Source organism: Caulobacter sp. AVps16 (assembly GCF_058681455.1).
This window is the reverse complement of the sequence record NZ_CM178739.1, coordinates 999,128-1,012,437: the sequence shown is the minus strand read 5'-3', so window position 1 is coordinate 1,012,437 and position 13,310 is coordinate 999,128. Positions and strand designations below refer to the sequence as shown.

Annotated in this window: 12 protein-coding genes, 1 pseudogene and 1 riboswitch; of the genes and pseudogenes, 5 read left to right on the top strand and 8 right to left on the bottom strand. The window is 66.5% G+C overall.

All coding sequences use genetic code 11. The features are described from left to right. Positions 1-246: 246 nt before the first annotated feature. The 4 genes from thiC to ACW17U_RS04810 form a co-directional block, all read right to left on the bottom strand. Entirely contained in the window at positions 247-2,088 is a 1,842-nt protein-coding gene (gene thiC, locus ACW17U_RS04825) for a phosphomethylpyrimidine synthase ThiC (RefSeq protein WP_492055048.1), read from the bottom strand. A 72-nt stretch (positions 2,089-2,160) separates the two neighbouring features. Then, positions 2,161-2,267, bottom strand: a riboswitch (TPP riboswitch). A 76-nt stretch (positions 2,268-2,343) separates the two neighbouring features. Then, entirely contained in the window at positions 2,344-3,192 is an 849-nt protein-coding gene (gene ypfJ, locus ACW17U_RS04820) for a KPN_02809 family neutral zinc metallopeptidase (protein ID WP_062147476.1), read from the bottom strand. A 33-nt stretch (positions 3,193-3,225) separates the two neighbouring features. Continuing rightward, entirely contained in the window at positions 3,226-3,618 is a 393-nt protein-coding gene (locus ACW17U_RS04815; RefSeq protein WP_492055047.1) for a hypothetical protein, read from the bottom strand. Positions 3,619-3,675: 57 nt separating this feature from the next. Then, positions 3,676-4,236: a tetratricopeptide repeat protein gene (locus tag ACW17U_RS04810; RefSeq protein WP_492055046.1), complete on the bottom strand. Its 561-nt coding sequence runs from the start codon at positions 4,234-4,236 to the stop codon at positions 3,676-3,678. Between the two features lie 234 nt (positions 4,237-4,470). Between ACW17U_RS04810 and ACW17U_RS04805 the strand changes: the two genes are divergently transcribed. From ACW17U_RS04805 to cuyB, 3 genes are all read left to right on the top strand, one after another. After that, positions 4,471-4,902: a hypothetical protein gene (locus ACW17U_RS04805; protein ID WP_492055045.1), complete on the top strand. Its 432-nt coding sequence runs from the start codon at positions 4,471-4,473 to the stop codon at positions 4,900-4,902. A 90-nt stretch (positions 4,903-4,992) separates the two neighbouring features. After that, the gene (gene cuyA, locus ACW17U_RS04800; RefSeq protein ID WP_492055044.1) at positions 4,993-6,000 is read left to right on the top strand and encodes a D-cysteate sulfo-lyase; all 1,008 of its coding nucleotides are present in this window, start codon (positions 4,993-4,995) and stop codon (positions 5,998-6,000) included. Continuing rightward, the gene (gene cuyB, locus ACW17U_RS04795) at positions 5,997-6,665 is read left to right on the top strand and encodes a cysteate racemase (protein WP_492055043.1); all 669 of its coding nucleotides are present in this window, start codon (positions 5,997-5,999) and stop codon (positions 6,663-6,665) included. The genes cuyA and cuyB overlap by 4 nt, the downstream gene beginning before the upstream one ends. A gap of 46 nt (positions 6,666-6,711) precedes the next feature. Here cuyB and ACW17U_RS04790 read toward each other — a convergent pair whose 3' ends face one another. After that, complete coding sequence (locus ACW17U_RS04790) at positions 6,712-6,891, bottom strand: hypothetical protein (protein ID WP_492055042.1); 180 nt, start codon at positions 6,889-6,891, stop codon at positions 6,712-6,714. A gap of 292 nt (positions 6,892-7,183) precedes the next feature. Between ACW17U_RS04790 and ACW17U_RS04785 the strand changes: the two genes are divergently transcribed. After that, positions 7,184-8,824: a pectate lyase gene (locus tag ACW17U_RS04785; protein ID WP_492055041.1), complete on the top strand. Its 1,641-nt coding sequence runs from the start codon at positions 7,184-7,186 to the stop codon at positions 8,822-8,824. Here ACW17U_RS04785 and ACW17U_RS04780 read toward each other — a convergent pair. Next, the gene (locus tag ACW17U_RS04780; RefSeq protein WP_492055040.1) at positions 8,821-9,411 is read right to left on the bottom strand and encodes an SRPBCC family protein; all 591 of its coding nucleotides are present in this window, start codon (positions 9,409-9,411) and stop codon (positions 8,821-8,823) included. The two genes, ACW17U_RS04785 and ACW17U_RS04780, sit on opposite strands and share 4 nt — an antisense overlap. A gap of 173 nt (positions 9,412-9,584) precedes the next feature. Here ACW17U_RS04780 and ACW17U_RS04775 point away from each other — a divergent pair. Next, positions 9,585-9,959, top strand: a pseudogene (locus tag ACW17U_RS04775) (VOC family protein). 1 nt (position 9,960) lies between these two features. Here the strand turns inward: ACW17U_RS04775 and ACW17U_RS04770 are convergent. Both ACW17U_RS04770 and ACW17U_RS04765 read right to left on the bottom strand, forming a co-directional pair. Then, the gene (locus ACW17U_RS04770; RefSeq protein WP_062147505.1) at positions 9,961-10,395 is read right to left on the bottom strand and encodes a hypothetical protein; all 435 of its coding nucleotides are present in this window, start codon (positions 10,393-10,395) and stop codon (positions 9,961-9,963) included. 61 nt (positions 10,396-10,456) lie between these two features. Beyond that, a complete protein-coding gene (locus ACW17U_RS04765) occupies positions 10,457-13,276 on the bottom strand; it encodes an ATP-dependent DNA helicase (RefSeq protein WP_492055039.1) in 2,820 nt (939 codons plus the stop codon). Positions 13,277-13,310: the final 34 nt, after the last annotated feature.

The window sequence follows — 13,310 nt, the reverse complement described above, 5'->3', positions numbered from 1 at the left end:
ATGATGTCCCATGAAAGCCGAGCCTGTGGACAAGTTTGCGCCCGAGTCCTTAAGAGGTCCTTGCACCTGTTCCGCCTGCCCGCTGGGTCCCCGCAGGGTTCAGACGGCGATCACCGCAACTGGCGACGCCGACCAGGGGAAGCGCGGACAGCAGGGTACGGCGCGTTGTCATCACAGGTCTCCTTCAGAGGTCCTGTAATGACAACGCTTCAGATCGGCATGGCGATCGCCCGGCCAAATCGCAGCCTATTCGGTCTTCAGATAGATCTCCGAGCCCTGCTGGCGGAACTTCTCGCTCATTTCCGCCATCCCAAGCGCCGCCGCTTCGTTCGGGGCCTGAGCGGCGGCGAATTCCCGCACCTCGTGGCTGATCTTCATCGAGCAGAACTTGGGCCCGCACATCGAGCAGAAGTGCGCGGTCTTGTGCGCCTCCTTGGGCAGGGTCTCGTCGTGGAACTTGCGGGCGGTTTCGGGGTCCAGCGCCAGGTTGAACTGGTCTTCCCAGCGGAACTCGAACCGCGCCCGGCTGATGGCATCGTCCCACATGGCTGCGCCGGGGTGACCCTTGGCTAGATCGGCGGCGTGGGCGGCCAGCTTGTAGGTGATGACGCCAGTCTTGACGTCGTCGCGGTCGGGCAGACCCAGGTGCTCCTTGGGCGTGACGTAGCAGAGCATGGCCGTGCCGAACCAGCCGATCATCGCCGCCCCGATCGCCGAGGTGATGTGGTCGTAGCCAGGCGCAATATCCGTGGTCAACGGGCCCAAGGTATAGAAGGGGGCCTCGTGGCAGTGCTTCAGCTGCTCATCCATGTTGGCCTTGATCTTGTGCATGGCCACGTGGCCCGGCCCTTCGATCATCACTTGCACGCCCTTGCTCCAGGCCACCTTGGTCAGCTCGCCCAGGGTACGCAGTTCGGAGAACTGGGCCTCGTCATTAGCGTCGGCGGTGGAGCCGGGACGCAGGCCGTCGCCCAGCGAGAACGACACGTCATAGGCGCGCATGATCTCGCAGATCTCGTCGAAGCGCTCGTAGAGGAAGTTCTCCTTGTGGTGCGCCAGGCACCACTTGGCCATGATCGAGCCGCCGCGTGAGACGATGCCGGTGACGCGCTTGGCGGTCATCGGAATGAACGGCAGGCGCACGCCGGCGTGGATGGTGAAATAGTCCACCCCCTGCTCGGCCTGCTCGATCAGGGTATCGCGGAAGACCTCCCAGTTCAGGTCCTCGGCCACGCCGTTGACCTTCTCCAGCGCCTGGTAGATCGGCACGGTGCCGATCGGGACGCTCGAGTTACGGATGATCCAGTCGCGGATGTTGTGGATGTTGCGGCCGGTCGACAGGTCCATGACCGTGTCGGCACCCCAGCGGGTGGCCCAGACCAGCTTGTCGACCTCGTCGGCGACGGTGGAGAGCACCGCCGAATTGCCGATATTGGCGTTGATCTTGACCAGGAAGTTGCGGCCGATCGCCATCGGCTCCAGCTCGCCGTGATTGATGTTGGCCGGGATGATGGCGCGGCCGCGGGCCACTTCCTGGCGCACGAATTCGGGGGTCACGAAGTCGGGGATCGAGGCGCCGAAATCGTCGCCGTCGCGCACGCACGGGCGGTCCTGCTCGCGGCGCAGGTTCTCGCGGATGGCGACATATTCCATCTCGGCGGTGATCTTGCCGGCATTGGCGTATTCGTACTGCGTGATCAGGTGGCCCGGCTTGCCGCGATAGATGGTGCGGCCCACGGCGGGGAACTGCGGAGCCAGATGCTTGCCCTGGGCAAAACCGTTGTCCTCGGGCTTCACGGCGCGGGGCTCGGCCACCACCTCGACATCGCCACGCGCCAGCACGAAGGCCTCGCGCGAGCGCTCCAGGCCCTTCTCGATGTCGATGGAAGCGGTCGGATCGCTATAGGGGCCCGACGGATCATAGACCGTCACCGGCGGCTCATTGGCCGAGGGGTGGACGGCGACCTCGCGGAACGGCACGCGGATGTCTGGGAACAGCTCGCCGGCCTTATAGACCTTGCGCGAGCCGGGAATGGGGCCGGTCGAGATGGTCTCGGCGACGGACTTGATGGTGGTCTGGACGTTCATTTTCGGGCGCTCCTCAAGCATCAAGGAGACCCGGACAAGCGCGCTAAGTCGGTTCTAACGGCCGGACAGTAAGCCCCGACCGCGTTCCCTCCCTTCGCCGGCATGACCCGGATCAGGTTCGACGGGTCAGGGCAGACGCCCAATCTCAGCCGCGCGAAGCGGCCCCCCGGTGAACAGGCGGACACTAGGCCGACTGACGTGTGGGTCAAGAGTCGTTGTCCCCTTCCTTCTCCCCTTGCGGGGAAGGAAGGGGGGTTACAGCCGCGACGCTGCAAACGTGTCGCACACCGCCGGGTCGCCGCGCTCATAGCCCCGGGTAAACCACCGCACGCGCTGGGCGCTGGTGCCGTGGGTGAAACTGTCGGGCACGACCTGTCCCTGGCTGCGAGACTGGATGGTGTCGTCGCCGACCGCCGCCGCAGCGCCCAGGCCGTCCTCGATGTCGGCCCTGTTGATCACGATCTGGCCGTTCGAGGTCTCAGCGGCCCGCGCGGCCCAGACGCCGGCATAGCAGTCGGCCTGCAGTTCCAGTCGCACCGAACCGCTTTCAGCGCCCTTCGCGCCCAGTCTGCGGGCAGCCTCCGAGGTCCCCAGCAGGGTCTGAACATGGTGGCCGATCTCATGGCTGATCACATAGGCCCGGGCAAACTCGCCCTTCGCACCGAAGCGGGACTCAAGTTCGTTCCAGAAGGTCAGGTCCAGATAAACCCGACGGTCCGCAGGGCAATAGAACGGCCCCATGGCCGACTGGCCGGTGCCGCAGCCGGTGGGGGTCGCATTGTCATAGAGGACCACCGACTCCGGCGGCCTGTAGACCGCGCCCTGGGCGGCAAAGATCGGGCCCCAGACCTCGGCATTGGAGGTCTCGATAGCGTCCACGAACTGGCCGTCCGCGTCACCGACCTGGCCCTTGGCGACCTGTTGCTGGGTCGGCCCCTGCAGATCCTGCGCGACCTGCATCGTGGTCTGCGGATCGATACCGAACACGAAATAGCCGATCGCCGCCAGCACCAGGGCCCCGATCCCGCCCCCGGCGACACCGACCCCGCCCAGACCACGCCGATCCTCGATATTGCCCGAGCGGCGCGCGCCTCTCCATTCCATGTCCCGGTCCTGTCTCTGTCAGTGATCCCGGCGTCAGGGACGATTGTCCGGACGCACACCCCGGACCTGCGCCTGGCTTCGTGCCAAGGCATCCTGCGTCAGACGCTCCATCCGGTCTATCTGCTGCTGCAGGGAATCCGGTTCGATCGCTGGCAGGGGTGCAGGCAAGGGCATGACCGGACCCGCCAGGGCCGGCGGCGACGCACGGGCCGCGCCGAGTTCGCGCAGCACCAGGGCCGTCTGAAGCTGATCCTGCCTCGCCACGATCTCCCTTTGGGTCGCGAGGGCGGCCTGGCGATCGATGTCAGCCTGCTGCTGGGCGGCATTGGCGGTCCGCAGATCGCGCAGGTCGTCCTGGCCATTCGCCCCGCCGGCCAGAACCAGCAAGGCCAAGCCGCCCAGTGTGCAGTTCAGCGCGAGACTCATGGTCGCTCCTGGTTTCCGGACGGGGTCGCTAGATCCGTCCCGGAGGGTTCAGGACGCTCAGGGTCTCTTGACGGAGAAACGCATCAGCTCCTTTTTCGGGGCATCCCAGGCCGGATCCAGTTCGGCGGCCTTGGAATAGTCCTGATAGGCCGACTTCAGATCGCCCAGTCCTTCATTGGCCAGGCCGCGATTGAACCAGGCCTTCTCGGGATCCTTGACGCCGAGCGCCAGACCCTTGTCGATCTCGCCGAGGGCGTCGCTGTAACGTTCCTCGCCGACAAAGGTGGCACCGCGATTGACCCAGGCTTCGCCAAGGTCCGGATCAATTTTGGACGCCGCGTCAAAGTCCTCGCGGGCCGTGGCGAAATCGCGTTGGCGCAGCTGCAGGACGCCGCGGTTCACATAGGTACGTGCCCGATCGCGGAAATTGAGAGTCTCGGTCTCGAGCGCGATCGTGCAGGTCAGGACCGATTTCTGATCCGCACGACCGTCAATGGCGGCGGTCGAGCAGTCCTTTGCGGCACCGCCGCCCAGAACCAGGGTCGAGGCGCTCGCCGGACCGCCTGCCAGGGTCGCGGTCACCAGCAGCGCTGCGCCGATAAGAATTCTTGGGCTCATGTCATCCTCCCTTGCCGGGCGAACCTTCGGACGCGGTGGGGTCTGAACCTGAGGCCAGACCAAGCGCGCCAGGGCCGCTTCCTCGCAGAGTCGACTATATCATGTTTAACGCCTGAACCCATGCCCCTGGTCATGCCAAGCCGACCAGGAACATTTCACAATTTTAAGATGAATTCTCGGTCGGCAGGTCGCACTATGACGACATGACTGTGCTGGTGCCATCGGGAACGAGACATGCAGAGCCTGATCTTCATAGCCGCCCTAATGCTGCAGCAGGCAGGCCCGACTGTGGTCGACTCGGTGACGGTCGAGGCCGGTGCCAAGCCGAAAGCGATTTCAGCCACCATTCCGGACAACGCCATTGAACAGCAGTTGAACGACTTGCTGGACAAGGAACCAAACAGGGTCATCTGCCTGACCAAGACTCCGACCGGCACGCGGATCCAGAAGCCGATCTGCCAGACCCTGCAGGGCTGGTATGATTTCGAGTCCCTTCGCGACACGAGCAGCCAGCGCGGCGGGGCCGGGGGCATTCGAACCCCGCCCTATGAACTGGTTGAACTGATCAAATCCCGCCTGCGTGATCCCGAGGCCCGCGCCAGGGCTGAGGCCCGTGCTGGTGCCCGTCTCGACGCTGAAGCTGAGGCCCGGGCCCATTACAACTGACCTGGGTTGGACGGCTAGCTTCCGCCAAGGCCGCGCCCGGAACGCACAAGGCATGATAACACAGGCGTCGACTCGACGAAGGATCGCCTGATGCATCTCGCCCGCTTCCCCCGCGCCCGCTTCGCCCACCTGCCGACGCCGCTCGAGCCCCTGCCCCGCCTGGGCGCAGAGCTGGGTATCGACCTCTGGGTCAAGCGCGACGACTGCACCGGCCTGGCCGGCGGCGGCAACAAGACCCGCAAGCTGGAATTCCTGCTCGGTGAGGCCCTGGCCCAGGGGGCAGATACCCTGGTCACCCAGGGTGCGGTGCAGTCCAACCATGTTCGCCAGACCATCGCCGCCGGTGCCCGCTTCGGCCTGGCCAGCGAGATCATCCTGGAGGAGCGTACCGGCTCGAAGGCCCTGGACTATGTGGGCAACGGCAATGTCCTGTTGGACCGGCTGATGGGTGCGGCGATCCGCTTCGTCCCAGGTGGAACCGACATGGTCGCCGAGCTGGAAGCCTCGGCCGAGGCCGTCCGGCAGAGGGGCGGCAAGCCCTATGTCATCCCCGGCGGTGGCTCCAATATCGTCGGGGCCCTGGGCTATGTCGACTGCGCCCGCGAACTGATCGTCCAGGCTGACGAGCGGGCTCTGAGGATCGACCGCCTCGTCACCGCCACCGGCAGTGCCGGCACCCATGCGGGCCTCGTCGCCGGCTTTGCAGCCCTGTCGGTGGATGTTCCGATCCTGGGCTTTGGGGTACGAGCCCCCAAGGCCAAGCAGGAAGAAAATGTCTTCAACCTGGCGGTCGCCACCGCCGAAACCCTCGGCGCGGCCGGCCGAGTGACGCGCGAGATGGTCGTGGCCGACTGCGACTATGTCGGCGAGGGCTATGGCCTGATCGATCAGGGCGTGATCGACGCCCTGACCCTGGCCGCACGAACCGAGGGCCTGCTTCTGGACCCCGTCTATTCGGGCAAGGCGATGAAGGGCCTGATCGACCAGGCCCGCAAGGGTGCCTTCAAGGGCGAGCGCGTTGTGTTCCTGCACACCGGCGGTGCCCAGGGCCTGTTTGGCTACCATAGCCAGCTTGACACCGCCTTGGCGCCGGCATGACCAAGACACTCGGCGTTCTGGGCGGTATGGGTCCGGCAGCGACCCTGGACTTTCTGGCCAAGCTGCAGGCTGCCACGCCCGTCCGCCGCGAGCAGGACCATCTGCGGGTCCTGGTCGACATCAATCCCAAGGTGCCCGACCGCAATGTCGGGGATGCCGATCCCGGTCCGGTCCTCGCCGCCATGGCCGCGGGACTGAGGGACGGCGGGGCCCAGGTTCTGGCCATTGCCTGCAACACCGCCCATGCCTTCGCCGATCAGGTCCGGGCCAGCGGCCTGCCGCTGATCGACATGCTGGAGGTCGCGGGCCAGGCTGCAAGGGCGGCTGGAGCCGTCAAGGTGGGGGTGCTGGGCACCGGTCTGGCCCTCGGGCTCTACCGCGACCGCCTTTCCACTCAGGGCCTGGAGGACATCACGCCGGATGATCACGAACAGATCGAGTTCATGGCCCTGCTCTACCGGATCAAGTCGGGTGACCTCGGGCCAGCGTCCCGCGAGGCCATGGCTGCCCTGGCCCACCGGCTGATCGGCAAGGGGGCTCAGGTCATTATTGCGGGCTGTACCGAAGTCCCTCTGGTGCTGAGCAGCGAAGATCTGGCCGTGCCGCTGATCGATGCGACCGACGCCCTGGCCGTCGCCTGCGTAGCGGCTTGTGTGGCCCCCTAGGGGCATTAGCCGTCTGCCAGGTCCGGCGCGACGCCGGCAACCAGCCTCAGAGGCGTGCTGTGGCCACTTTGTCTTCGCTGGCCTCGATCATGCCGACCAGGGCGGCCGCGCCGCGCGAAGCCTGGGCCATGCGACGCAAGGCGGCGCGCGCATGCGCGTTGTCGGCGATCTCCGCCTGACGCTCAAGTCGCTCGGCTTCAAAGATATGTTCCGTCCGGGTGGGCATGCGAAAACATTTACAGAATGTGAACAGACGCACCATGCGACCGCTGGACGCACGATGTTCGCCTGGCCCGTGACCTCGCCCTGCGCCGCTCCTGTCCGCTGAAAAGCCTAGCCAAGTCGTGACACCGGTGTCAGAAACGCGGTCAAGACTTTGCCACCAAAAGGTGGCGGGATCGGCCTGTCCGGTCCGGGAGGACGCCAGGAAGCGCCCGTCGCGCTCGGCCAAACGGCCGTCGCCCGGCACTCTGACGCACTGCCGGACGGTTCGACTTCAACGCCTTTCGGAGCGTCCCATGCCTCTTAGCCCCCTTTCGCGCCGTCACCTGCTGGCAAGCACCGCGGCAGCTTTTGCGACGGCAGGCTCCCTGGCACCGCTGAAGGCCCTGGCCGCCGAGGGCCCGCCCCGGGCCCAGGCGCTTGAGACGATGAAAAAGGCCACGCGCTTCATGGTCGAGAAGGCCGCCTATAACGGCGGCTATGTCTGGAGCTATCTGCCCGACTTCTCGCGTCGCTGGGGCGAAATGGAAGCGTTCCCGACCATGATCTGGGTGCAGCCGCCCGGCACCGCCACAATGGGCCACCTGTTCCTGGACGCCTATCACGCGACGGGCGATGCCTATTATTACGAAGCCGCCGTCAAGGCGGCCCAAGCCCTGATCGCCATCCAGCATCCGGCCGGCGGCTGGAACTATCTGGGCGACCTGGCCGGCGAGGCCTCGCTGAAAAAGTGGTACGACACGATCGGCAAGAACGGCTGGCGGCTCGAGGAATTCCAGCACTATTACGGCAATGCCACCTTCGACGACGCCGGTACGGCCGAGAGCTCGCAGTTCCTGCTACGCCTCTATGTCGAAAAGCAGGACCCCGCCTTCAAGCCGGCCCTGGACAAGGCCCTGGCCTTCGTTCTGGACAGCCAGTACCCGATCGGCGGCTGGCCCCAGCGCTTCCCTCTGAAGGACGAGTTCCACCACCACGGCAGGGCCGACTACACGGGTTACATCACCTTCAACGACGACGTGGCCGGGGAAAACCTCAAGTTCCTGATCATGGTCTGGCAGGCCCTGGGCGACGAACGCGTGCTGCCCGCGATCCGCAAGGCCATGGACTGTTTCCTCGCCTGCCAGCAGCCGATGCCGCAACCGGCCTGGGGCCTGCAGCACAGGGTTTCCGACCTGAAGCCGGCCGGGGCGCGCACCTATGAACCCGAAGCCTTCGCCACCCATACCACCGGCGGCAACATCGCCTCGTGCATGGACTTCTACGAACTGACCGGTGATCCCAAGTTCCTGGCCCGCCTGGGCGAGGCGCTGGACTGGCTGGACAGCGTCAAACTGCCGGCCGACCAGATCAAGGGCGGCCGCGCCTATCCCACCTTCATCTCGATCGGCGAAGGCAAGCCGCTGTTCATCCATCGGACCGGCAGCAATGTGGTCAACGGCCGATACTTCGCCGACCACAATCCCGAGAATACCGTGGTTCACTACTCCTCGACCCGGGCGGTCAATGTCGAGGGGCTGCGCAAACGTCTGGCGAAGCTGCAGGCCACCGCGCCCGAGATCGCCAGCAAGGACTCTCCGCTGAAGGGCGGTCGCAAGGCCCTGCCCCGCTATTTCACCACAGGCGACATCTCGGTGTCCGACCTGAACGTCGACACCCTGAAGGCCGACGCCGGTCAGACCTCGCCCGAGAAGGCCGCGGCCCTGATCGCTGCGCTCAACAGCGAAGGCTGGTGGCCGGCGGAACTGAAGGCGACCAGCAATCCCTATATCGGCGACGGCTCGCCAACCCCCGCGCCCGGCGACTTCAGCCGGACCCGGGTGGGCGACGCCACCGACACCTCGCCGTTCATCACCGATACGCCCAAGATCGGGATCTCGACCGGCGGTTATATCGAGAACATGACCGCCCTGATCAAGTTCATCGGGGCCGTCTAGGCTCCCTCGCAGGCCCTGCGCAGATTGCCCAGCACCTTGGGCGTATCCCTGCGCAGGGCGTCACGCATGAAGGCCCTGGGCACCGGCCAGTCGACCGCCAGCCGGTTGTCATAGAAGACCCGCGTGCGTGTGCCGCCGCTCAAGGGCATCAGCCGCCACTCACCCTGCTGGATTTTCAGATCGCCCTCGACCAATCGGAAGCGGATTCGCTTCTGCGGCTCATAGGCGGAGCGGAAGACAATCCGCATGGCCGGAAAGACCAGATTGCGGTGGGTTACATGCTCTCGCACGTCCCAGCCGCGAACCTGGTCACCGGACAGAACCCGGCAGCTGGCCAGATTGGCCATCAGCTTCCGGGCTATGGCGCAATCGGTCATCACGGCCCAGACCTTCTCGGGCGGCGCATCGATGTCCACGACCCCTCGAACGAGTCCGGAAACGCCATCAGGATCGGCAGACACATCGGCATAGGCTTCGCCCCGGGCCAGGGCCGCCTGGGCCCTGGATGACAGCTCGTAGCCGAGGGCCGGCCCCATCCAGACCAGCGCGGCTGCCAGTCCCGCCAGCATCATCAATTGTCGCCGCACCAAGACGCCCTTTCCGGCAGAGCGCCTGAGCGCATTCCGGTCCAGTTACGGTTGGCAGAGGGGCCTGGACGCAAGGCCCCCTGACGGATCCAGACCAGACCTCACCCTGCGTCAGCGTTGCGGGCCGGACGCTGCATGCTAGCTTCGCTGCAAACACAAACGGGAGAAAACACATGGCCAAGGTTGCTTACTTCACCGTGGGCTCGAACAGGCTGGACGAAGCCAAGACCTTCTATGACGCCCTGCTGGGCTCGATCGGCATGACCCCGGTGCACGAGCACGCCTCGGGCGGACGCCTATATCGCGGCAAGGGCACGGGCCTGTTCGGCGTGCTGGGTCCCTATGACGGCCAGCCGGCCTGTATCGGCAACGGCACCATGGGCGGATTCAGTTTCGACAGTGCCGAAGAGGTTGCGGCCCTCCACGCCTAGGCCCTGGAACTGGGGGCCACCGATGAGGGCGGGCCGGGCGAACGCATGCCGGGGGCCTATTTCGCCTATTTCCGCGACCTGGATGGCAACAAGCTGTGCGGGTACAAGTTCGGCTAGCTCAGCGCCTTGAGGCGATCATGGCGCGGGCCTGCAGTTCGACCTGCTCGACCCCGCGCAACGTATCGCCGGACGCTTCCAGGGTGCTGTAGAAGGTCCGCAGGTCGTCGGTCTTGATCCGCTTGATCCGCCGATCGCGTGCCCATTCCATGCCGACCAACTGACCCAGACGGCAGGCTTTCGGCAACAGGGCCACGCGCTCGGACGGACCACCCTTCACCAGAAGCCGCCCGACGACCTCATTCCAGTTGGGCGCGCCCGGTATGCACAGGCTGAGGTCCGAACAGGCTCCCGTCCAGAACCGCCGGTACCACAGGGCATGGACCGGATTCTCGAACTTCAGGCCGTCGGTCGCCTGCACGCTCGGCCGGCAGTCATGACGGACAAATTCTTCCGCCTCGGCGACGCCGGCCAGTGCCGTGATCGCCAAAGCCATCCCGCATCCCTGGATCACGCGCCGCTGCAAGATCTTTCCCCGAAAGCCAGAACTCAAACCGTCACCCCTGATCGGGCGCATCCTTCAGAAAGGCAGCCACGGCCTCGATGGCGTCGACCAGGCAAAGGCGCTCGACGGCGACCCCATCCGGCAGACCTGAAAACAGCCGCGTCGGAGCGGCCGCGTCAAGCATGACGAAAACCCCTCGGTCGTCCGCCCGGCGGATCAGACGGCCAAAGGCCTGACTGATGCGGGCCCGGGCCGTGGAGTCATCATAGCCCTTGCCCCCGAACCGGGCACGTCGGGCCTTGTGCAGGATGTCCGGCCGGGGCCACGGCACCCGATCGAAGACCAGCAGGCGCAGGGACCTGCCCGGCACGTCAATCCCGTCGCGGATCGCATCCGTGCCCAGCAGACAGGCGTCCTGCTCGGCCCGGAAGATATCGACCAGGGCCCCGGCCTCGAGGGGATCGACATGCTGGGCGTAGAGCGCCAGCCCCCGATCAGCCAGGGGCGCAGCGATCATGTCGTGCACGGCCTTCAGGCGGCGAATGGCGGTGAACAGACCAAGCCCACCGCCGCCGGCCGCGAGGAACAGCTCGCGCATGGCCGCCGAAACCTGGCGGGCGTCCTCCTTGTTGACATCCGTCACCACGATGGCCCGGGCATGGGCCTCGTAGTCAAAAGGCGAGATCAGCCGCAGCACCTTGGGCGACTGGGGCATCCGCGCCGCCCCCGTTCGCATTTCCGCGAGGGCAAAGGGATCTTCCAGCGCCGGGTCGGTCAGGGTCGCGCTGGTCACCAGTACCCCGTGCGCCGGGCTGAGCACCGCCGCCCGCAGGGGTTCGGTTGGATCCACCCAGTGCCGCCGACACGCAGCGTCGACAACCCGGCCATAGAGGAAGGTCGCCTCGAACCAGTCGACGAAATCCGGATCATCCTCGGCGTCTTCGTCGATCGCCTTCAGGATGGAACGCCAGGCCGGCAGGGTCATGCGCGCCCGGCGGTCCAGGCCCCGCAGGGCACCCTCGATACGGGCCCGCTCCGAGGAACCCAGATGCTCGGCATCCTCGTCGAGAACATCTTCCAGCTGCCGGGCCAGAGCCAGCAGCGGGGCCTCGACCCCGGCCAGGGCCTTGGCCGCCTCACCGGCCCGCTCGCGAACCAGATCAATGGCCGGACGGGCGGCGCATTGGAGGCCCTGCTCGATCCCGCCCCGCTCACTGCTGCGGGCCCGAAGTTGTTCGATCACCGCAACCAGATAGGTCTCGATTGGACCAATCGGATTGACCTGGCCGTCCGGCGGCGCAACCCGCCCGGACCATCCCTCGCCCGGCAGGGCGGCAGCGGCGTGCAGCACGGCCGTCAGGGCCTGACGCGCGCCCTCGCGATCGCCGAGAATATCGAGCAGGCGGGCCTCAAGCCCCCGGCCCCGCCGGCCCCGCCCTTCGGGGCCCCGGATCCAGCGCCGCAACTCCGCCGCCTCGGCCCCCGAAAGGGCCGCGGAAAAGGCGCTGTCGGCCGCATCGAACAGGTGATGGCCTTCGTCGAAGACCACGCGCTTGACCGCTGTGGTCTCATTGTCGCCCTTCAGACCCCGCGCCGCCCGCGCGCCGTCGAAGGCCGCCTGGGTCAGGACCAGGGCATGGTTGGCGATGACAATGTCCGCCCGCTTGGACGCCCGCACCGCCTTCTCGATGTAGCAGATGCGATAGTGCTGGCAGCCGGCATGAACGCACTCGCCACGCCGGTCGACCAGATTGGCCGGGCTGGCCTGCAGAGACGGGGCGATTGCGAACAGCGTCGGCAGCCAGGCCGGAAAATCACCGCCGGTCATGTCGCCGTCGCGGGTCGCCCGGGCCCAGCGCGCCGTCAGGGCCAGGCCGATCAGGTCGCCATTGCCTAGCTGGGCGCCGTTGACCTGCTCCTGGAAGTTCAGCAGGCAGACATAGTTCTCCCGCCCCTTGCGAACCACCGCCTTGCGGGCGCGGACGGCCGGGTCGGGATAGATCGACTGGCTCTCGCGTTCGATCTGACGCTGGAGGGCGCGGGTATAGGTGCTGATCCAGACGGAAGGCCCGTTGGTCTCGGCCCAGAGCGATGCGGGGGCCAGATAACCCAGGGTCTTGCCGACGCCGGTGCCGGCCTCGGCGAGCATCATGCGCGGCTCGCCCTCGCGTTCGCGCGGCTGGAACACAAAGGCGGCTTCGCGGGCAAAAGTCGCCTGGGCCTCGCGCACCTCATCCAGGCCGGAGCGTTGCAGCAGTTCGGTCAGGCGCTCCCCGGCCCGTTCGGGATCGATGGGTCGGGTTCCGGACTCCCCGAGCGGGGCCTGATCTTCCCATTCGACAATCCTGGCCCAGACATCGAGGCCGGAGCTGCGGAACTGATTGCCGACCGGGACGGATCGCAGGGCACCGATCACCGCCGGTCCCCAGGCCCAGCCGGCCTTGGCCAGGGTCTCGGCGACCGCCAGGGCTTCCTCGCGGGAAGGCTGGGGCGTCAGGCGAAGCTCGGACAGCAAGGCCTCGGCCGAAACCCTCAGACTGGCGGCCTGCTCGGCCGCCCCCTTGGGTTCGGGCAGGCCCAGGGCCATGGACAGACCGACCGCCGACGGCGCGCAGAAGGTGGCGGGCCGCGTAAAGGCGTACAGCTCCAGCACATCGAACAGTCGTCCGCTGCGCGCCGGCGCATGCAGGTTCAGACGTCTGGCTGTCATGGCCGCGTGGGCGACGAGAACCGGGCCATGTTCCAGCAGGTCGCGGGCGTCGGGCGCGCGCAGCATCCGGCCACTGCCGTCGCCATCGGCGTATCCCGCCCTCGGTCCGGGAAGAACGACAAGCGCAGGCGCAAGATCGAGAGTCATGGGCGAAGCGGTCACGCGAGTCTGTTAGCATCTTGCCGGCAGAAACAGA

Excerpts from the sequence above, each read along its gene's own strand:
- thiC (WP_492055048.1), bottom strand. The coding sequence starts at position 2,088 with ATGAACGTCCAGACCACCATCAAGTCCGTCGCCGAGACCATCTCGACC.
- ypfJ (WP_062147476.1), bottom strand. The coding sequence starts at position 3,192 with ATGGAATGGAGAGGCGCGCGCCGCTCGGGCAATATCGAGGATCGGCGT.
- ACW17U_RS04815 (WP_492055047.1), bottom strand. The coding sequence starts at position 3,618 with ATGAGTCTCGCGCTGAACTGCACACTGGGCGGCTTGGCCTTGCTGGTT.
- ACW17U_RS04810 (WP_492055046.1), bottom strand. The coding sequence starts at position 4,236 with ATGAGCCCAAGAATTCTTATCGGCGCAGCGCTGCTGGTGACCGCGACC.
- ACW17U_RS04805 (WP_492055045.1), top strand. The coding sequence starts at position 4,471 with ATGCAGAGCCTGATCTTCATAGCCGCCCTAATGCTGCAGCAGGCAGGC.
- cuyA (WP_492055044.1), top strand. The coding sequence starts at position 4,993 with ATGCATCTCGCCCGCTTCCCCCGCGCCCGCTTCGCCCACCTGCCGACG.
- cuyB (WP_492055043.1), top strand. The coding sequence starts at position 5,997 with ATGACCAAGACACTCGGCGTTCTGGGCGGTATGGGTCCGGCAGCGACC.
- ACW17U_RS04790 (WP_492055042.1), bottom strand. The coding sequence starts at position 6,891 with ATGCCCACCCGGACGGAACATATCTTTGAAGCCGAGCGACTTGAGCGT.
- ACW17U_RS04785 (WP_492055041.1), top strand. The coding sequence starts at position 7,184 with ATGCCTCTTAGCCCCCTTTCGCGCCGTCACCTGCTGGCAAGCACCGCG.
- ACW17U_RS04770 (WP_062147505.1), bottom strand. The coding sequence starts at position 10,395 with ATGGCTTTGGCGATCACGGCACTGGCCGGCGTCGCCGAGGCGGAAGAA.